Origin of the sequence: Dyella sp., assembly GCF_035685805.1 — a bacterium.
Taxonomy (GTDB): Bacteria; Pseudomonadota; Gammaproteobacteria; order Xanthomonadales; family Rhodanobacteraceae; genus Dyella_A.
Genome location: NZ_DASSAB010000043.1, coordinates 162,528 through 181,432, shown reverse-complemented (window position 1 = coordinate 181,432; position 18,905 = coordinate 162,528). Strand labels below are relative to the sequence as shown.

The 18,905-nt window shown below is 65.8% G+C and carries 17 protein-coding genes and 1 other RNA gene; 6 read left to right on the top strand and 12 right to left on the bottom strand.

The genetic code is table 11. From position 1 onward, the window contains the following. Positions 1-82: 82 nt before the first annotated feature. Genes greA through carA form a run of 3 tightly spaced genes read right to left on the bottom strand, consistent with a single transcriptional unit; the run spans position 83 to position 4,912 of the window. Complete coding sequence (greA, locus tag VFG40_RS13050) at positions 83-559, bottom strand: transcription elongation factor GreA (RefSeq protein WP_324898147.1); 477 nt, start codon at positions 557-559, stop codon at positions 83-85. Next, positions 556-3,783 carry a carbamoyl-phosphate synthase large subunit gene (gene carB, locus VFG40_RS13045; RefSeq protein WP_324898145.1) on the bottom strand — a complete coding sequence of 1,076 codons (3,228 nt, stop codon included), beginning with the start codon at positions 3,781-3,783 and terminating at the stop codon, positions 556-558. Before carB ends, greA begins: the two co-directional genes overlap by 4 nt. Beyond that, entirely contained in the window at positions 3,776-4,912 is a 1,137-nt protein-coding gene (carA, locus tag VFG40_RS13040) for a glutamine-hydrolyzing carbamoyl-phosphate synthase small subunit (RefSeq protein ID WP_324898143.1), read from the bottom strand. The genes carB and carA overlap by 8 nt, the downstream gene beginning before the upstream one ends. Positions 4,913-5,127: 215 nt before the next feature. Between carA and VFG40_RS13035 the strand changes: the two genes are divergently transcribed. Next, positions 5,128-5,823, top strand: coding sequence for a 2OG-Fe(II) oxygenase (locus VFG40_RS13035; protein WP_324898141.1), 696 nt, complete (start codon positions 5,128-5,130; stop codon positions 5,821-5,823). Positions 5,824-5,843: 20 nt separating this feature from the next. On the opposite strand, the gene dapB is transcribed toward VFG40_RS13035, so the two are convergent. The 5 genes from dapB to hrcA all read right to left on the bottom strand — a co-directional run bounded on the left by dapB (position 5,844) and on the right by hrcA (position 11,714). Then, positions 5,844-6,644 (bottom strand): 4-hydroxy-tetrahydrodipicolinate reductase, encoded by an 801-nt coding sequence (dapB, locus tag VFG40_RS13030; protein ID WP_324898139.1) that lies wholly within the window; start codon positions 6,642-6,644, stop codon positions 5,844-5,846. 69 nt (positions 6,645-6,713) lie between these two features. Next, the gene (dnaJ, locus tag VFG40_RS13025) at positions 6,714-7,841 is read right to left on the bottom strand and encodes a molecular chaperone DnaJ (RefSeq protein WP_324898137.1); all 1,128 of its coding nucleotides are present in this window, start codon (positions 7,839-7,841) and stop codon (positions 6,714-6,716) included. A 132-nt stretch (positions 7,842-7,973) separates the two neighbouring features. Further along, the gene (dnaK, locus tag VFG40_RS13020; protein ID WP_324898135.1) at positions 7,974-9,899 is read right to left on the bottom strand and encodes a molecular chaperone DnaK; all 1,926 of its coding nucleotides are present in this window, start codon (positions 9,897-9,899) and stop codon (positions 7,974-7,976) included. Between the two features lie 137 nt (positions 9,900-10,036). Beyond that, positions 10,037-10,570, bottom strand: a complete 534-nt coding sequence (gene grpE / locus VFG40_RS13015) for a nucleotide exchange factor GrpE (RefSeq protein WP_324898133.1) — start codon at positions 10,568-10,570, stop codon at positions 10,037-10,039. A gap of 82 nt (positions 10,571-10,652) precedes the next feature. Then, positions 10,653-11,714 carry a heat-inducible transcriptional repressor HrcA gene (hrcA, locus tag VFG40_RS13010; protein WP_324898131.1) on the bottom strand — a complete coding sequence of 354 codons (1,062 nt, stop codon included), beginning with the start codon at positions 11,712-11,714 and terminating at the stop codon, positions 10,653-10,655. A gap of 134 nt (positions 11,715-11,848) precedes the next feature. On the opposite strand from hrcA, the gene recN reads away from it, so the two are divergent. Beyond that, the gene (gene recN, locus VFG40_RS13005; RefSeq protein ID WP_324898129.1) at positions 11,849-13,522 is read left to right on the top strand and encodes a DNA repair protein RecN; all 1,674 of its coding nucleotides are present in this window, start codon (positions 11,849-11,851) and stop codon (positions 13,520-13,522) included. Positions 13,523-13,540: 18 nt separating this feature from the next. Here the strand turns inward: recN and VFG40_RS13000 are convergent, their stop codons facing one another. Next, entirely contained in the window at positions 13,541-14,176 is a 636-nt protein-coding gene (locus VFG40_RS13000; protein ID WP_324898127.1) for a response regulator, read from the bottom strand. Positions 14,177-14,243: 67 nt separating this feature from the next. Between VFG40_RS13000 and VFG40_RS12995 the strand changes: the two genes are divergently transcribed. Next, positions 14,244-15,857: an MASE1 domain-containing sensor histidine kinase gene (locus VFG40_RS12995; protein WP_324898219.1), complete on the top strand. Its 1,614-nt coding sequence runs from the start codon at positions 14,244-14,246 to the stop codon at positions 15,855-15,857. A gap of 299 nt (positions 15,858-16,156) precedes the next feature. Here the strand turns inward: VFG40_RS12995 and fur are convergent, their stop codons facing one another. Beyond that, positions 16,157-16,573, bottom strand: coding sequence for a ferric iron uptake transcriptional regulator (gene fur, locus VFG40_RS12990; RefSeq protein ID WP_324898125.1), 417 nt, complete (start codon positions 16,571-16,573; stop codon positions 16,157-16,159). Between the two features lie 72 nt (positions 16,574-16,645). Between fur and VFG40_RS12985 the strand changes: the two genes are divergently transcribed. Beyond that, the gene (locus tag VFG40_RS12985) at positions 16,646-17,089 is read left to right on the top strand and encodes an outer membrane protein assembly factor BamE (protein ID WP_324898123.1); all 444 of its coding nucleotides are present in this window, start codon (positions 16,646-16,648) and stop codon (positions 17,087-17,089) included. A gap of 57 nt (positions 17,090-17,146) precedes the next feature. Here VFG40_RS12985 and VFG40_RS12980 read toward each other — a convergent pair whose 3' ends face one another. Both VFG40_RS12980 and VFG40_RS12975 read right to left on the bottom strand, forming a co-directional pair. Then, a complete protein-coding gene (locus VFG40_RS12980) occupies positions 17,147-17,458 on the bottom strand; it encodes an RnfH family protein (RefSeq protein ID WP_324898121.1) in 312 nt (103 codons plus the stop codon). After that, positions 17,451-17,882 carry a type II toxin-antitoxin system RatA family toxin gene (locus VFG40_RS12975; protein WP_324898119.1) on the bottom strand — a complete coding sequence of 144 codons (432 nt, stop codon included), beginning with the start codon at positions 17,880-17,882 and terminating at the stop codon, positions 17,451-17,453. The genes VFG40_RS12980 and VFG40_RS12975 overlap by 8 nt, the downstream gene beginning before the upstream one ends. Before the next feature lie 84 nt (positions 17,883-17,966). On the opposite strand from VFG40_RS12975, the gene smpB reads away from it, so the two are divergent. Both smpB and ssrA read left to right on the top strand, forming a co-directional pair. Next, complete coding sequence (gene smpB / locus VFG40_RS12970) at positions 17,967-18,452, top strand: SsrA-binding protein SmpB (protein ID WP_324898117.1); 486 nt, start codon at positions 17,967-17,969, stop codon at positions 18,450-18,452. Positions 18,453-18,543: 91 nt separating this feature from the next. Next, positions 18,544-18,898, top strand: a transfer-messenger RNA (tmRNA) gene (ssrA, locus tag VFG40_RS12965). Positions 18,899-18,905: the final 7 nt, after the last annotated feature.

The window sequence follows — 18,905 nt, the reverse complement described above, 5'->3', positions numbered from 1 at the left end:
TCCAACCGGCTGATGACACCCGGTGCTGCCGCGCTCCGCTGGAGGTCGAAAGCGGCTCCCGCACAGGAGCCGCCTCGAGCGCTCAGAGATAGCGTACGGCAATGATCTCGTAGTGCTTCACGCCGTTCGGGGCGGTGAACTCGAAGCTGTCGCCGGCGCTCTTGCCGATCAGTGCCCGCGCAATCGGCGAAGAGACCGCGATGAGGCGCTGCTTGATGTCGGCCTCCATGTCTCCCACGATCTGGTAGGTGACTGATTCGCCGCTGTCCTCGTCCTCGAGGTCGACGGTGGCGCCGAACACCACGCGCGAGCCCGCGCCGAGCTTGGTGATGTCGATCACTTCCGCGGTGGACAGGCCAGCCTCCAGCTCCGCGATGCGCCCTTCGGTAAAGCTCTGAAGCTCGCGCGCCGCGTGATACTCGGCGTTTTCCTTCAGGTCACCGTGCGCGCGCGCCTCGGCGATGGCCGCGATGATGCGCGGCCGATCCTGGGATTTGAGCCTCTCCAGCTCGGAGCGCAGGCGCTCCGAGCCCGCCTTGGTCATCGGTGCACGACTCATGGATTCAGCTCCCTGTGCAGTTCCTGCAGGCTGTGCACCTCGCCATCGCCGTGGAAATCAAGCGAATGGACGAGCGCGCGCGCGCCGGCAACGGTGGTGGAATAGGTGACGCGATGCTGCAGCGCCTCGCGCCGGATCGAGAACGAATCGGCAATCGCCTGTTTGCCTTCGGTGGTGTTGACGATGTAGACGATTTCGCCGTTCTTGATCAGGTCGACGATGTGCGGCCGCCCTTCCAGCACCTTGTTGATGCGCTCGCAGACCACGCCATGCTGGCTCAGGAACGATGCCGTGCCGGCGGTTGCGACCAGGCTGAAACCGCGGGCGATCACGTCCTGCGCCACCTGCAGCAGGCGCTCCTTGTCGGCGTCACGCACCGACACGAACACCTTGCCCCGCGGAGGCGTCTTGATGCCGGCAGCATCGTGGCCGCGCGCAAACGCGGCGCCAAAGCTTCGGCCCACGCCCATCACTTCGCCGGTGGAGCGCATTTCCGGGCCGAGGATCGGATCGACATTCTGGAACTTCAGGAACGGGAAGATCGCCTCCTTCACCGAGTAGTACGAAGGGATCACCTCACGCGTCGCGCCCTGGTCGGCGAGCGACCGGCCAGCCATGCAGCGCGCAGCGATCTTGGCCAGCGGCACGCCGATCGCCTTGGACACGAACGGCACCGTGCGCGACGCCCGCGGGTTCACCTCGAGGATGAACACCGTGTCGCCCTGGATGGCGAACTGGGTGTTCATCAGGCCGATGACCTTGAGCTCCTTGGCCATGGCGGTGACCTGTCGGCGCATCTCATCCTGCACCTCGGCCGACAGCGAGTACGGCGGCAAGGAGCAGGAGGAATCGCCCGAGTGCACGCCGGCCTCCTCGATGTGCTCCATGATGCCGCCGATCAGCACGTTGCCCTCGGCGTCGGCAATGACGTCGACGTCCACCTCGACCGCATGGTCGAGGAAGCGGTCCAGCAGCACCGGCGAGTCGTTGGAGACCTGCACCGCCTCGCGGATGTAGCGCGCCAGGTCCGCATCGTCGTAGACCACTTCCATGGCACGACCGCCGAGCACGTAGCTCGGACGCACCACCAGCGGGTAGCCGATCTCGCGCGCCAGCGCCAACGCCTCATCGGCGTTGCGCGCAGTGCGGTTGGGCGGCTGGCGCAGGCCGATCTTCTCTATCATCTGCTGGAACCGCTCGCGGTCCTCGGCCAGGTCGATGGAGTCCGGCGAGGTACCGATGATCGGCGCACCGGCCGCCTCAAGCGCGCGCGCCAGCTTCAGCGGGGTCTGGCCGCCGTACTGCACGATCACGCCCTTGGGCTTCTCCAGATCGACGATCTCCAGCACGTCTTCCAGCGTCAGCGGCTCGAAGTACAGGCGGTCGGAGGTGTCGTAGTCGGTGGAGACGGTCTCCGGGTTGCAGTTGACCATGATGGTTTCATAGCCGTCCTCGCGCAGGGCAAGCGCGGCGTGCACGCAGCAGTAGTCGAACTCGATGCCTTGGCCGATACGATTGGGACCACCACCGAGCACGATGATCTTCTCGCGATCGGTGGGATTGGCCTCGCACTCTTCCTCGTAGGTCGAGTACATGTACGCGGTCGTGGTGGCGAACTCGGCCGCGCAGGAGTCCACCCGTTTGTAGACAGGGCGCACGCCCAACGTGCGACGCAGGTGGCGCACCGCAGCCTCGTCGGTGCCGACCAACTCGGCCAGCCGCGCATCGGAAAAACCCAGCCGCTTGAGTTCGCGCATGCGCGCGGCGTCGAGTGCCGTCAGGCCCTGGCTGCTCACCTCGCCCTCGGTCAGCACCAGGTCCTCGAACGCAGCGAGGAACCACGGATCGACGCGGCTCAGCGCATGCACTTCCTCCAGCGAGAGCCCCGCGCGGAACGCGTCAGCCAGATGGAACACGCGATCCGGCCGCGGCTCGCGCAACTCACGCTTGAGCGTGGCCAAGCCGTCGTCGGTGCTGATGTCCAGGCCGGTCGGGTTGAGACCGTTCTTGCCGATTTCCAGCCCGCGCAGCGCCTTCTGCAGCGACTCGTGGAAGGTGCGACCGATCGCCATCACCTCGCCAACGGACTTCATCTGGGTGGTCAGGCGGGCGTCGGCCGACGGGAACTTCTCGAACGCGAAACGCGGGATCTTGGTCACCACGTAATCGATCGCCGGCTCGAACGAGGCCGGGGTCAAGCCGCCGGTGATGTCGTTCTTGAGCTCGTCCAGCGTGTAGCCGACCGCCAGCTTGGCGGCGATCTTGGCAATCGGGAATCCGGTGGCCTTGGAGGCCAGCGCGGAGGAACGCGACACGCGCGGATTCATCTCGATCACCACCACGCGACCATTCTCGGCGTTGATGCCGAACTGCACGTTGGAGCCGCCGGTGTCCACGCCGATCTTGCGCAGCACGGCGATCGAGGCGTCGCGCAGGCGCTGGTATTCCTTGTCCGTCAGCGTCTGTGCCGGCGCCACGGTGATCGAGTCGCCGGTATGCACGCCCATCGGATCGAGGTTCTCGATCGAGCACACGATGATGCAGTTGTCCGCCTTGTCGCGGACCACTTCCATCTCGAATTCCTTCCAGCCCAGGACCGACTCTTCCACCAGCACTTCGTGCACCGGCGAGAGCTCCAGGCCACGTTTGACGATCTCCTCGAACTCCTCGACGTTGTAGGCGATGCCGCCGCCGGAGCCGCCCAGCGTGAAGCTCGGCCGGATCACCGTGGGGAAGCCCACCGTGGCCTGCACTTCCACGGCCTGCTCGTAGCTCCTGGCCACCGCTGCCTTGGGACAGTCCAGGCCGATCTCGGCCATCGCCTGCTTGAACAGCTCGCGGTCCTCGGCCATGCGGATAGCCTCGCGCGAGGCGCCGATCAACTCGACGTTGTACTTCTCGAGCACCCCGTTGTCGGCCAGGTCGAGCGCGCAGTTCAGGCCGGTCTGGCCACCCATGGTGGGCAGCACCGCGTCCGGACGCTCCTTGGCGATGATGCGCTCGACCATCTGCCAGTTGATCGGCTCGATGTACACCGCATCGGCGGTATCCGGGTCGGTCATGATGGTGGCGGGATTGGAGTTCACCAGGATCACCCGGTAACCCTCTTCCTTCAGCGCCTTGCAGGCCTGGGCGCCGGAGTAGTCGAACTCGCAGGCCTGGCCGATCACGATCGGGCCGGCGCCGATGATCAGGATGGATTTGATATCGGTGCGCTTAGGCATGCTTGCGGGACTCCTGCATCAGGGCGGCGAATCGATCGAACAGGTAGCCGATGTCGTGCGGACCGGGGCTGGCCTCCGGATGGCCCTGGAAGCAGAACGCGGGTCGGTCCGTCAGGGCGAAGCCCTGCAGCGAGCCGTCGAACAACGAGGTGTGGGTGACACGCACGTTCGCCGGGAGCGTGTCCGGGTCCACCGAGAATCCGTGGTTCTGGCTGGTGATCAGCACGCGGCCGTCGTCGTGGTCCTTGACCGGGTGATTGGCGCCGTGGTGGCCGAACTTCATCTTCAGCGTGCGCGCGCCCACGGCCAGACCCATGAGCTGGTGACCGAGACAGATGCCGAACAGCGGCACCTTCGCATCCAGCAACTCGCGCGTGGCCGTGACTGCGTAATCGCAGGCGGCCGGATCGCCGGGGCCGTTGGACAGGAACACGCCATCGGGCTGCATCGCCAGCACCTCGGCGGCGGGCGTCTGCGCCGGCACCACCGTGATGTCGCAGCCTTGTTCAGCCAGCAGCCGCAGGATGTTGTGCTTCACGCCATAGTCGTAGGCGACAACCTTGAAGCGCTTGGCCGGATCGCTGGCCTGAGTCCGGTCCAGATCGTAGACGCCTTCTCGCCAAGCATAGTTCTCGGTGGTGCTGACCACCTTCGCCAAGTCCATGCCGTTGAGGCCCTGAAACGCCCGTGCCGCCGCGATCGCAGCCTGCTCGTCGATCGAGTCGCCGGCAACGATGCAGCCGCCGAGCGCGCCCTTGTCGCGCAGGATGCGCGTCAGTCGCCGCGTGTCGATGCCGGCGATCGCCACGATGCCCTGGCGCTTGAGGTAATCGGGCAGGCTCTCGCTGCTGCGCCAGTTACTCGCCCGCCGCGGCACGTCGCGCACGATCAGGCCGGCTGCATGCACGGCAGTGGATTCGGCATCGTCGGCGTTGCAGCCGGTGTTGCCGATGTGCGGATAGGTCAAGGTGACCAGCTGCCGGGCGTAGGAGGGATCGGTGAGGATCTCCTGGTAGCCGGTCATGGCGGTGTTGAACACCACCTCGCCCACGGTCTGGCCGGTGGCGCCCACGGCATGGCCGCGGAAAACACTGCCGTCTTCGAGAGCAAGCAGAGCAGGAATAATCATCGGGAGGGCCGCCTTTAGGTGCAGCAAAGCCCGCAAGCCGCAGTGAAGCTGGCTTGTGGACCTTAGGTCGTGGATGGGTCTGGGCGGGTCGAAATGATAGGCTCGACGGCGTTCGCTGTCCACCGACGGTGCGTGAACGAACGTGCCGGGACCGCCTTCCCGGGCGCGCTGGAACGCTACACTACGGCGCTGTCCGCAGAGGAGCTTGATTGGTCATGAACGCTGTCGTGCTGCTCGACCCTGCCCGTCTGGATCGTCCCGACACCGAGGTGCGCGCCGAGCCGTTCCCGTTCATGATCGCCCACGGCCAGCTACCGGATGACGCACGAGGGGACCTGGAGCGCGACTTTCCGCGCTACACCAGCGCGGGTTTCTTCCCTTATGACCCCAGCGACTGCGGCCCGACCATCCAGGCGCTGGTCGACCACCTCACCGCACCCGCATTCGCCGGCGCGGTGGGCAAGCGGCTGGGGATCGAGAACCTGGCGCAGTATCCGACGCTGGTGACCCTGTGCCGCTCGCTCAACAAGCGTCACGGCACCATCCATACCGACAGCAAGTCCAAGGTCGCCACTGCGCTGCTCTATCTCAACTCGCGGTGGCCGGACACCAGCGACGGCTGCCTGCGATTCCTGCAGCGGATCGACGACATCGACGACATGATCGTGCCCGAGCTCAAACCGCTGTACGGCGAGTTCGCCGTGTTCAAGCGCTGCGACAACTCCTATCACGGGCACCTGCCGTACGAAGGCGAACGACGGGTGATCCAAGTCGCCTGGCTCACCAGCGAGGACGAGAAACTGCGCAAAACCAAGCGCGGCAAATTCTCTCGCGCCTTCAAGAAGCTGTTTGGCAAGCTCGATACGCGGCTGGGTGCCGGCCGCGCCCGCGACGCCTCGCACCGCGACTGACCCGCAGCAGCTTCCAGCGATCAGCGCGGCAGGCGCTCGGCCAGCATTGCGTCCAGGGCATAGCATCCGGGCGGCTTGCCCGCGAGCCAGTGGGCCGCCTCGATCGCGCCGCGCGCGAAAATCGAACGGTCGGTGGCGCGATGGGACAGCTCGATCCGCTCGCCCAGCCCCAGCAACAACGCCGAATGCTCGCCAACCACGTCGCCACCGCGCACGACGGCGAAGCCGATGCTGCCGGCGCGACGCGGACCGGTGTGCCCCTCGCGCGCATGCACGGCCTGCTCGGTCAGCAGCACGCTGCGGGCGGATGCCGCGACCTCGCCCAGCGCCAGCGCCGTACCCGAGGGAGCATCTTCCTTGCGCCCATGATGTGCCTCCACGATCTCCAGGTCCCACTCGGGCAGCGCCGCGGCCGCCTCGCGCAGCAGGCGCGATAGCACCGCGACACCCAGGCTGAAATTGGCCGAGTGCAGGCAGGCAATCCGGGCGGAAGCCTGGTCAAGCTGCGCCTTCAGTTGAGCATCTAGACCGGTGGTGCCGGTCACCAGCGCGGCGGCCGTTTCCCGACAATGAGCGAGCGCGGCGGCGAACCCTTCCGGGCCGCTGAAGTCGATCACCACGTCGACCGGACCCAGACGGGACCAGTCGTGCGTAAAGCACAGGTCGCTGCCGTGGGCGACTGGGGCGCCCATCTCGGGCGAATCTGGCGCAGTGAGCGCACCGACCAGGGCGAACCGACGGTCGCGCCGCAACAGATCCAGCAGGACGCGGCCCATGCGGCCGGTGGCCCCGTTGACTGCAACGCGAACGATCTCACCCATGTTGACTTTCCCCCGTATTGAAAACCGGCGAACCCGGCTAACCGGGCCCGCTGGCGCGTCGCCTTTCCGTCAGGACGTGACGCGTGACCAGAACTGCTTGACGCCATCGACCCATGTCTGTGCACGTGGCATGTGCTTTTCGGCGCCACCGCCGGCGAAGGTTGCCTCCAGTTGCTCGAACAGCTCGCGCTGCTCGCGCGTCAGGCGCACTGGCGTCTCCACCACGACGCGGCAGATAAGGTCACCGTGGCGACCGCTGCGGACCGACTTCACGCCACGTCCGCGCAGCCGGAAGTGCTGCCCGGTCTGGGTTTCCGGCGGAATGGTGATCGGCACCTCGCCCTCCAGCGTCGGCACTGGCAACTCCACGCCCAGCGCCGCCTGCGAAAAGCGGATCGGCACCTCGCAGTGCAGATCGTTGCCATCGCGCTGGAAGATCACGTGCTCGCGCACACTCACCTCCACGTAAAGGTCGCCGGACTCGGCACCGGACGGACCGGCCTCACCCTGGCCGGCCAACCGGATGCGATCGCCATTGTCGACGCCTGCCGGAATCCGCACGGAGAGCTTGCGGGTTTCCTCCAGCCGGCCTTCGCCGTGGCACGACTTGCACGGCTTCTCGATGGTTTGGCCGCTGCCGTGGCAATGCGGGCACGCCTGCTGGATCGAGAAGATGCCGTTCTGCATGCGCACGCGGCCGTGGCCATGGCAGGTGCGGCACTGCACGGTCTTGCCGTCGGCCGAGCCGCTGCCGTTGCAGTGATGGCAATTGACCTGGGTAGGAATCTCGATGGCGCGTTCGATGCCGAACACCGCCTCTTCCAGATCCAGCTCCATGATGTAACGCAGGTCGGCGCCGCGGCGCGGCCGACCGCGACCGCCGCCACTGCGTCCGAAGATGTCGCCGAAGATATCCCCGAAGATGTCGCCCATGTCGCCGAAGCCGGCGCCACCGCGTCCACCCATGCCGCCTTCGAATGCCGCGTGCCCGTGCTGGTCGTACATGGCGCGCTTCTGGCCGTCGGCCAGCACCTCATAGGCCTCCTTGGCCTCCTTGAATTTCTCCTGCGCCTCGGGGTCATCCGGACAGCGGTCCGGGTGGTACTTCATGGCGAGGCGGCGGAACGACTTCTTCAGCTCCACCTCGGTGACGCTGCGCTCCACGCCCAGCACTTCGTAATAGTCACGCTTGCTCATTCAGATACCCACGACATCGACCACGTCCAGCACCAAGCCCCCTCGGACTGCATGCCCCACTGAAGCAAACAGCCCGCGCCGGCTTGCGGCTCCGGCGCGGGCTGGTCTTATCGGCTGTCCCGCTGCCGACGATTACTTCTTCTCGTCGTCCTTGACCTCGGTGAACTCCGCGTCCACCACGTCATCGGGCTGAGCCGAGCCACCGCCGGGCGCGGACTGCGCACCGGCATCGCCCTGGCCACCGGCCTGCGCCGCGGCGTAAAGCGCCTGAGCGGCCTGCTCGAGCTTTTCGACCTTGGCCTCGATCGCGGCCTTGTCGTCGCCGTCCTTGACCTTCTCCAGATCCGACAGGGTCCCTTCGATGGTGGACAACTGATCGGCCGGGATCTTGCCGCCGTGCTCCTTCAGCGCGCTGCGGGTGGCATGCACCAGCTGGTCGGCCTTGTTGCGGGTGGCGACCAGCTCGTGGAACTTCTTGTCCTCTTCCTTGTTCGCCTCGGCGTCGGCGACCATCCGCTGGATCTCTTCCTCGGACAGGCCCGAACCGGCCTTGATCTCGATCTTCTGCTCCTTGCCGGTCTTCTTGTCCTTGGCCGACACGTGCAGGATGCCGTTGGCATCGATATCGAAGGTGACCTCGATCTGCGGCATGCCGCGGGGCGCCGGCTCGATACCCTGCAGATCGAACTTGCCCAGCGACTTGTTCGCGCTGGCGCGCTCACGCTCACCCTGCAGCACGTGCACGGTCACCGCGGTCTGGTTGTCGTCGGCGGTGGAGAAAGTCTGCGAGGCCTTGGTCGGCACCGTGGTGTTCTTCTCGATCAGCTTGGTCATCACGCCGCCCATGGTCTCGATACCCAGCGACAGCGGGGTCACGTCGAGCAGCAGCACGTCCTTGACCGAACCGCCCAGCACGCCACCCTGGATCGCCGCGCCCACGGCAACGGCTTCGTCCGGGTTGACGTCCTTGCGCGGCTCCTTGCCGAAGAACTCCTTCACCGACTCCTGCACCTTGGGCATACGGGTCTGGCCACCGACGAGGATCACCTCGGTAATGTCGGACACGCGCAGCCCCGCATCATTGAGCGCGGTACGGCACGGCTCGATGGTGCGCTTGACCAGCTCGTCCACCAGCGACTCCAGCTTGGCGCGGGTCAGCTTGATGTTCAGGTGCTTCGGACCCGACGCGTCGGCGGTGACGTACGGCAGGTTGACGTCGGTCTGGTGGCTCGAGGACAGCTCAATCTTCGCGCGCTCGGCGGCGTCCTTCAGGCGCTGCAGCGCCAGCGGATCCTTGCGCAGGTCGATGCCCTGCTCCTTGTTGAACTCGTCGACCAGGTAGTCGATGACGCGCATGTCGAAATCTTCGCCACCGAGGAAAGTGTCGCCGTTGGTCGCCAGTACTTCGAACTGCTTCTCGCCGTCGACTTCGGCGATCTCGATGATCGACACGTCGAAGGTGCCGCCGCCCAGGTCATACACCGCGATCTTGCGGTCGCCGCCCTTCTTGTCCAGACCATAGGCCAGTGCGGCCGCAGTCGGCTCGTTGATGATGCGCTTGACGTCCAGGCCGGCGATCTTGCCCGCGTCCTTGGTGGCCTGGCGCTGGCTGTCGTTGAAGTACGCCGGCACCGTGATCACCGCCTCAGTGATCGTCTCGCCGAGATAGTCCTCGGCGGTCTTCTTCATTTTCATCAGCACCTTGGCGGCGATTTCCTGCGGCGCCATCTTCTTGCCGTCGGAGGTCTGCACCCAGGCATCGCCATTCTCGTGCGCCACGATGCCGTACGGCACGATGTGCAGGTCCTTCTGGACCTCGGCATCGGTGAACTTGCGGCCGATCAGACGCTTCACCGCGTAGAAGGTGTTCTTCGGATTGGTCACGCTCTGGCGCTTGGCCGAGGCGCCCACCAGCACTTCGCCGTCCTTGTTGAAGGCGACGATGGACGGCGTGGTGCGATCGCCCTCCGAGTTCTCGATGACCTTGACCGAGGTACCGTCCATGACGGCGACGCACGAATTGGTCGTGCCCAGGTCGATGCCGATGATCTTGCCCATGTCTATGCTCCGAATCTTCTGAGCGGCCCCCGCGGCCGCGAACTGGTTTTCAAAATGGGGCCCTGCCATGGCGGTTCAATGCCTGGCGGGCACGAATGTCTGGGTGCGCGGCAATCGCCGGCTCCGGCGCGGCCGGATCAGTCCTGCGCGACGGCCACCAGCGCCGGGCGCAGGAGTCGGTCGTTCAGCACGTAGCCCTTTTGCAGCACGCTCACTACCGTCCCCGGCGCCTTGCCGGGCGCGGCCACCATGCTCACGGCGTGATGGCGCTCCGGATCGAGCGGCTGATCGAGCGGATCGACCTGCATCATGCCGTTGCTCTCGGCCACCTTCAGCAGCGACTTCAAGGTCAGGCTGATGCCTTCGCGAATCGCCGCCACGTCCCCGCCCTCGACCGCCAGGCCGCGCTCGAGGCTGTCGTAGACCGGCAGCAAATCATTCAGCAGCTTCTCGTTGGCGAAGCGCCGGGCCTGCTCCAGGTCGCGCTGCAGCCGGCGGCGCTGGTTTTCCAGATCCGCGCGCTCACGCAGCACCGTGTCGCGCAGGTCGGCGTTGCTGGCCTCCAGCTCGGCAATACGCGCCTGCAACTGGGCCAGTTCGCTGCCCTGCGCGTCATCCATGGGGTCGTGCTCGCGGCCCTGTTCCGGCGCCTGCGGATCGTTGTTTTGCATACGTCCACTCCAACAGAAAACCCGGGCCGGCAGGTACTGCCGACCATCGTCAAAATGCGGGCAACCCCGCCTCCCGGGCCGGTTATAAGGCCGTCGCGGCGCGATTCAAGGCATCGCTGAGCAATCCGGCGGTGGCCTGCACCACCGGGATCACCCGCTCGTAGGCCATGCGCGTGGGTCCGATCACGCCTACCGCGCCGAGCACCCGCCCCTGTGCGCCGTAGCTGGCGGTGACCACGCTGCAACCGTCCAGGGCGGTAAAGCCGGACTCCTCGCCGATGAAAAGTCGCACGCCCGGGGCACGGGCGCAGACTTCCATCAACTGGAGCAGCTCATTCTTTTTCTGGAAGGCCTCGAACAATTCGCGAAGGCGGTCGAGGTTGGCCAGTTCCGCGTACCCCATGAGGTTGGTCTGGCCGCTGACCAGGACGTCGTCGCCCTCGGCATGCGGAGCGAACGACGCGGTAGCCAGCTCCACAGAACTCGCCAGCAGCCGATTGAGTTCACTGCCCGCCTCGCGGATCTCGCTGAGCAGATGCGCGCGGATATCGTCCAGCCGCAGGCCGGCGAAGTGTGCATTGAGGTAGTTGGCCGCCTGCTCCAGCTCCCGTCCGCCGAGCGGTTTGGCCAGTCGCACGATGCGGTTCTGTACCTGATTGTCGGCGAATACCAGCACCACCAGCACCTGTGCATCCGGCAGCGCCACGAAATCGATGTGACGAAGCGGGAAGTCGCCTTGGCGCGGCACCGACACAACGCCGGCAAACCGGGTCATCGCCGACAGCAGCGAGGAGACGTTGCCCAACAGGTCGCGCGTAGTGGCCGGGCCGGGCGGCAGCTCGCGCTTGAGCCGGGCCATCTCGTCACGGGGCAGCGGCTGCAGTTCGATCAGGCTGTCCACGAACAGCCGCAGCCCCCGTGGCGTGGGTATGCGGCCGGCCGAGGTGTGCGGCGAAGCCACCAGCCCGGCGTCTTCCAGATCGGCCATGATGTTGCGGATGGTCGCCGGACTGACATCCAGCCCGGAGGAACGCGACAGGGTGCGCGAGCCAACCGGCTCGCCATCGGCCAGGTACTGCGCGATGAGCGTGCGCAGCAGGCGCCTGGCGCGAGCGTCGAGTTCGTGGCTTTGGTAATGGGTCATGCGCTGTGGCAATCCGTGAGACCTGCAAGAAATAAGGTGTAGGGCAGTGCTTTGCAAGCAGCCGGGCCTGTGCCCCCTCGCCCGCGCCCGCGCCGCTCCCTACAATCAACGAACTCGCCGGAAGCCGCTTATCCATGCTCACCTCGCTCTACGTCCGCCATTTCGCCGTCGTCGAAGAAGCCGAGATCACCTTCGGCCCCGGCCTCACCGTGGTCAGCGGCGAGACCGGGGCGGGCAAGTCGCTACTGGTGGACGCGCTCATGCTGCTGGCCGGCGCACGTGCCGACAGCGGCATGGTGCGCACCGGCAGCGATCGCGCCGAACTGGCCGCGGAATTCAATCTCGCCGAACTGCCCGATGCCCGTGAATGGCTGCGGCGCGAAGAGCTGGACGATGGCGACACCTGCCAGTTGCGCAGGGTCATTCGCGCCGAAGGCAGTTCGCGCGCCTGGATCAACGGACGCCCCGCAAACGCCGGGCAGCTCGGCGAGCTGGCAACGCTGCTGGTGGAGATCCACGGGCAACACGAGCATCAAGCGCTGCTCTCGCGCAGCCACCAGCTCGCGCTGCTGGACGCCTTTGCCGGCAACGATGAAACGCTGGAGCAGGTCCGCGAGCTCGCCGGGCAATGGCGCGAACTCGGGGTTCGCATCCACAAGCTCAGCGGCGGTACCGATCGCGAGCAGCGTCTGGCGCTGCTCGCGCACGAAGTAGCAGAACTGGAAAAATGGGCGCTGCCGCCTGCCGAGCTGGCGGAACTGGAGACCGCGCACAAACGGCTGGCCAATGCCGGCCGCCTCGCCGAGGGAGCGTCGGGCGTGGTCGAGTTGCTGGATGGCGACAGCGAGTTTGCCGTGCGTCGGGCGCTGGCGCGTGCACAGGCGGAGGTCGGCCGGCTCGCGCTCCTGGATGACCGGCTGAACCCGCTGCTGGAGTTGCTGGACACCGCAACCATCCAGCTGGGCGAGGCGGTGGACGACCTGGGCCGCTATGCGCAGGATGTCGATCTCGACCCTGAACGGTTCGCGCAGGTCGACGCCCATCTGGCGCGCCTGCACGAGCTGGGACGACGTCATCGCCTGCCGCCGGGCGAGCTTCACGAAAAACTCGGCAGCATGCGAGAGGAGCTCGACGAACTCGAGGGCGCAGGCGAGGCGCTGGAGCAGCTGACTGGCCGCCGGGAGCGCGTGCAGCAAGACTATATCCGCGCCGCCGGCGCCCTCAGCCGCGAGCGGTCGGATGCGGCAGCACGGCTCGGCCGGGAGGTGAGCCAGCTGATGGCGGAACTGGGCATGAGCGGCGGCGTACTCGAGGTGTCGCTGGAGCCGGTGGCGGGCGATGCGCCCGATCCGCAGGGCCAGGAGCGTTGCGAGTTGCTGGTGAGCGCCAACCCGGGGCAGCCACCCCGCGCGCTTCGCAAGGTAGCCTCCGGCGGCGAGCTCGCGCGCATCAGCCTGGCCATCGAAGTGGTCACCCTCGGCGAGGACACCGTGGGCAGCATGGTATTCGACGAGGTGGACACCGGCATCGGCGGCGCGGTCGCGGAGGTGGTCGGGCAGAAACTGCGGGCGCTCGGTGCGCAGCGGCAGGTGCTGTGCGTCACCCACCTGCCCCAAGTCGCTGCGCAGGGCCATGCGCATCTGCGCGTGAGCAAGCAGAGCGACAGCGATTCAACCCAGACGCGGATCGAAGAGCTCGATCCCGCCGGTCGGCGCGCGGAACTGGCGAGGATGCTCGGCGGCGTCGAGATCACCCAGGCGACCCGCACCCATGCCAAACAGATGCTGGAGCGCGCCCAGGCCGGCTGAGCATTTTCCCGCCGCGTTTTAGCCCGGGCCGGGCAACAACCCGCGCTCGCTGGCCATGCGATAGAGGTCGAGCTCGGACCCCGCACCCAGCTTGCCCATCAAGCTGGCCCGGTGGATGTAGACCGTCTTCTGGCCGATCCCCAGTTCGCCAGCGACCTGCTTCGGCGCTCGACCCGCGGCAAGCAGCAGGAACACCTCACGCTCGCGCGCGGTGAGCCGCTGGATCGGGTCAAGCGCATCGGCCGGGCGATCCGCACGTCGCTGCCGCAGGTCGGAGCTGAGAAAGCACTCTCCCTGCATGACCGCCCGCAACCCGGCCACCAGCTCTTCCGGCGCCACGCCCTTGGTGACGTAGCCACTGGCCCCCCGGCGCAGCGCCTCGGACACGTAGGGATCACCGTCATGCATGCTCAGCACGACGATGCGGCTCGACGGCGACACGCTCAGCAGGTGTTCGATCAGCGGCAGGCCGCTGCCGTCGGGCAGCGACAGGTCCAGCGCCACCAGATCCGGCGTGCGGCGGTTGATCGCGTCAACGGCATCGTCAGCGCAGCGGCACTCCGCCACCACCTCCAGATCGGGCTCCATCTCGATCAGGCGCTTGAAGCCCTCGCGCACGATGGCGTGGTCGTCGACCAGAACAATGCTGTACATGCCTCTTCCCCGTTCAATGCCCGTTGCACCAGGTCACCCCAAAGCATCGCACATGTACCATTCGCGAATGCAGAGCCAGACGCCCCGCTTCTTCAACTCAGGCTTGGTCATCGGCGCCGCCTATCTGATCGCATGGCTGCTGCTCTGGCCGACCGAACAACCCTACTGGATGCTGCCGTTCGGGCTGCGCTTCGGTGCGCTGCTGCTGACGCCGACACGCGTCTGGCCCTGGCTGCTCGGCTTCGAGCTGGGTGCTGGCGCGGCCATCGAGATCCACAACGATGCAGCCATGGGGTGGCTGGGCTTCCTGCTCGGCGACCTGCCCGATCCTTTGATCGTCGCCGCCGGTCTGTGGCTGTTGCGCAAGGCCAACCTGCACGCGAGCCTGCGCGTCCCCGAGGACGTGACGCGCCTGTTGCTTTCGGCACTGCTGGTGGTGACGGCAACCACCGCACTGGACGCCGCGCTGCTGGCCCTGATGCACCAGTCGTCGCCGTCCACCCCGATGGTGGACGCGCTGGGCCTGGACCTGCTCAGCAATTACCTGGGCGTGCTCCTGGTGGTGCCGCTCATGGTGATGCTCGCGCGTGCCCGTCCAAGCCGCAGGATGCTCGCCGCGCTGATCATGGACGGCTTGCTCGTGATGCTGCCCTCCATGGCGATTCTGCTCATGCTTTCCGAGCATGCGGCGCCGCAGCCGCAGTTCGCGCGCGTGCTTTCGTTGGCGCCGGTGATGTTCTTTGCCTTCCGCCACGGCTGGCGAGGCGCCAGCCTGGCAATGCTGACCACGAGCATGGGCATGAGCATGGTCGACTACATGATCGGCCAGCCAGCGCCCAGCGCACCGGGCTATCTTTTCCTCGCTGTCGCGGGCACCGGCGCGCTGATGCTGGGTTCGGCCACGGACGCGCTCCGACGCAGCAGCGAGAGAGTCGCCGAACAGAACGTGTATCTGGCGGCCGTCAACCGTCGCCTGGACCAGTTGGCCCGCCAGCTGCGCGATGCCGCCCGCGGCAACCTGCAAGCCGAAGAGAGCCAGCGCCGCCACATGGCGGCCGAGCTGCACGACGAGCTGGGGCAGAACATCACCGCCATCCAGACGCATATCAAGCTTGCGCAGACGCGCTTGCAGCAGGTCGGCATGGAAGATGTCGGCCACTCGGTGAACGCCATCCTGGGCCACATGCGGCGTGCGCTGCACCGGCTTCTGGACGATCTGCGGCCCGCGGTACTGGACGAGTTCGGACTCATACGAGCGCTTGAGGAAGGACCGGTGAGGGACCTGCTGGATGCTGCGGGCATCGTCTACCAGACAGACATGTACGGGGATCCGCGCCTGCTCGACGATGACACGCGCACCGCCATTTATCGGCTGGTGCAGGAGAGCGCCACCAATACCGTCAAACATGCACAGGCGAAGCATTTCAGGGTGCGGCTGCGCATCGGCGAGCGCCATGGCGTGCCGCTGGCACTGGTGGATGTCCGCGACGACGGGGTCGGCTTGCCGGGGACCCTGCCCCGCGGAGGCAGAGGCCTGCAGGGGATGCGCGACCGCGTCACGTCGTTGGGTGGCTTGTTCCGCTTGCGCCCCACCGCCGGGCACGGGCTGCATCTGCGCGTGTTGCTGCGGGGCAGCAACCTCCCTGCCGGCAAAGTGACCTCGATAGCTCGCCCGGTATAGGAATTTTTCCGATAGCCCGTTCGTGAAGGCTTCGTTAGGATCGATCCATCGATGTGGGGGAGCCGCCATCGCAAGATGGCGCGCCGAAGTCACCGTGGGGACGGTGGCTTCGAAGGGCGACAAGGAAGTCGCTCCGCCGGAACCGAAGCAGCCCAAGGACCTACGCGAGCAACTCGCCCTGATCCAGGCTTCCAGGTAACGGATAAACCGTGGGCGGACAGGAGTCCTCCCGCGGTTTTTTTTGTTTGAAACCCAGGTTCGGGCGCCTGCCACTCCCGTACGGCGCCCTTGGCGACGCCCTATTTCTTGCTGCCCTTCGGGCGCACGTAGAGCACAAGGCTGTGGTCTTCCAGCTCATAGCCGTGGCGGGCGGCGATTTCTTTCTGCAGTCGCTCGATCTCTTCACTGACGAACTCGACCACTTTTCCGCTGTCCACATCAATCATGTGGTCATGATGCTTGCCGCGATCGAGTTCGTAGACCGCTTGTCCGCCTTCGAAGTGGTGCTTGACGACGATGCCGGCGGCCTCGAACTGGGTCAGCACCCGGTAGACCGTGGCCAGGCCAATGTCCTCCTGATAGCCGAGAAGCTTGCGGTAGATGTCCTCGGCCGAGAGATGGTGAATCCCATCTTCCTCGAAGATTTTGAGAATGCGCATGCGCGGGTGCGTGACCTTGAGGCCGGCCTTCCGCAGCTCCCGGGTTTCCTGTTCCATTGCCAACTCCGCGCGGTTCCGCAAGACCGTTAGTGTATCATCCGTCACCTTTACGCTCGGGACGCAACACGCATGCACAAGCTGATCCGTACCTTGGGTTTCGCCACGCTAGCACTGGCTTTGGGCGGCTGTGGACTGGTCTATACCCCGGACGTGCAGCAAGGCAACATCCTGACCAAGGAAGCCGTCGACCAGCTCAAGCCAGGCATGACCAAGCGTCAGGTCATCGTATTGCTCGGTTCGCCGTCGGTCAGCAGCCCGTTCGATCATGATCGCTGGGACTACGTCTCCAGCCAGCAGCACCGGGGCGGCCCGATCAAGATCCGCACCTTCACTCTCACCTTCAACAACGACACGCTGGTGCGTACCGAAGGTGATTTCTTCGCCCAGAACGCGGAGCAGATGCTGAAGGATACGAAGAAGTATCGGGTGGACTATCCGGTGGACGAGAAGAGCGGCGACAAGGGCTCCTCGACCGATGCCGGAGCCGACGACAGCGGCGCGCAGGAACCGTAGGCGCCAGCTTGCACGCAGTGGCCGCGGGACGGAACCGTCCCCGCCCGCGTGATGCCTTCAGTCCCTAAGCTGCGCGCGGCGCCGGCGCGCGTCCTTGGGGTCAAGCCGCAGTGCGCGACACAGCTCAAGCCGATCGCCATGGTGCAGGACATGCTGCATCTTCACCGCGCGGCCAAAGATGCCGGTACCGGCAGCTGCCTCGATCGCTTCGCCCCAGCCCGGCTGGAAAGCCGCAATCTCGAGGGCCGCGGCGACGGTGCTGCCGGCGGGAAGCGAGAGCAGGCAGCGACTGGTCCGCGATTCACCGGCCGCCACCACCTCCACGGTGATAGCGTCGAGCGATGTCTGCGGGCACCGCGCCTCATCCATAGGTACGCTTCGCTTCGCGACTGAAGTCGTCGACCATCCGCGTGGCCAGCCCCTGGAACCCGAGTTTAACCGCACTCGCGCCGAGCCAGCCGGCATAGTCGATATCCAGCGCAAACTCGATCTTGCAGCCACTGTCGCCCAAGGCGACGAACGACCAGAGCCCCTCGAGGCTGCGGAACGGACCGTCCACCAGGCTCATCTGCAGCCGGTGGGGACGCTGCAAGGTATTGCGTGTCGTGAAGCTCTGGTTGAACGCCGCCATCTTGAGATCGAGCCTCGCCACCAGCATGTCATCACCGCGGTCGAGGACTTCGGAGCCGGAACACCAGCCGAACCGCTTTGGGTATGCTTCGACATCATTGACCAGATCGAACATCTGAGCGGGCGAGTACCCCACGAGGGCGCTTCGGCGAATTTCGATCACGGTAGCCTCTTTCAGAATCTTTTCCGGGTTCGATCCGATATGCGGTCGACCCCGCACAGGGCAAGCGCCCGAAGTCTAGCGAACATGGCAAAAAGCAAAGAGAAGGACAATAAGGGCGGCGGCACGATCGCGCTGAACAAGCGCGCGCGCCACGAATACCACATCGACCAGCGCTACGAGGCGGGCATTGCGTTGCAGGGCTGGGAGCTGAAGGCGCTGCGTGCCGGTCGCATCAACTTTGGCGAGAGCTTTGCGATGATCCGCAACGGCGAGTTGTTCCTGCACGGCGCGTCGATCCCGCCGCTCATCAGCGCCTCGACCCACGTCATCGCCGAAGACCGGCGTACCCGCAAGCTGCTTCTGCACCGAAACGAGATCGACCAGTTGATCGGCGCCGTGGAGCGCAAGGGGTACACGATCGTGCCGACCGCGATGTACTGGAAGGGGAACAAGGTCAAAGTCGAGGTTGGCGTGGCCAAGGGCAAGCAGGAGCACGACAAGCGCGATACCGAGAAGGAGCGCGACTGGCAGCGCGAGAAGCAGCGGACGATGCGCGCGCACAACACGTGATGCCGGAAGCAGCTCAGTGGTGCGACGGGCAGCATGTTCATTGAACTGGCTGCCACGCACCCCATATACTACTTCGGCTATCAGATTTCCCGGGGGTGTCCTGGCTTCGACGGGGGTCGTGAGATAGCTTGATGCATGCCGAGGGGGCAGCTTTCCTCGTTAATCCAGCAGCAAACTTATAGTTGCCAACGACGACAACTACGCTCTCGCCGCTTAAGGCGTAAGCCCCGAACCCACTTGTGCTCGTGCTCGTCGGTGTAGGGTCATTATCACGGGATCGCCGAAGACTGCCGCCTGCCGGTCCTAGGTCAAATCAAGCAGGCTGGTTCCGCGGTGCGCTTTGCTCATCGTGCTTGTCGCGGAACGAGATTGAACGTTGAGCTACGCATGTAGATTCAGGCGTTGAACACCTTCGGACGCGGGTTCGACTCCCGCCACCTCCACCAATCCGGC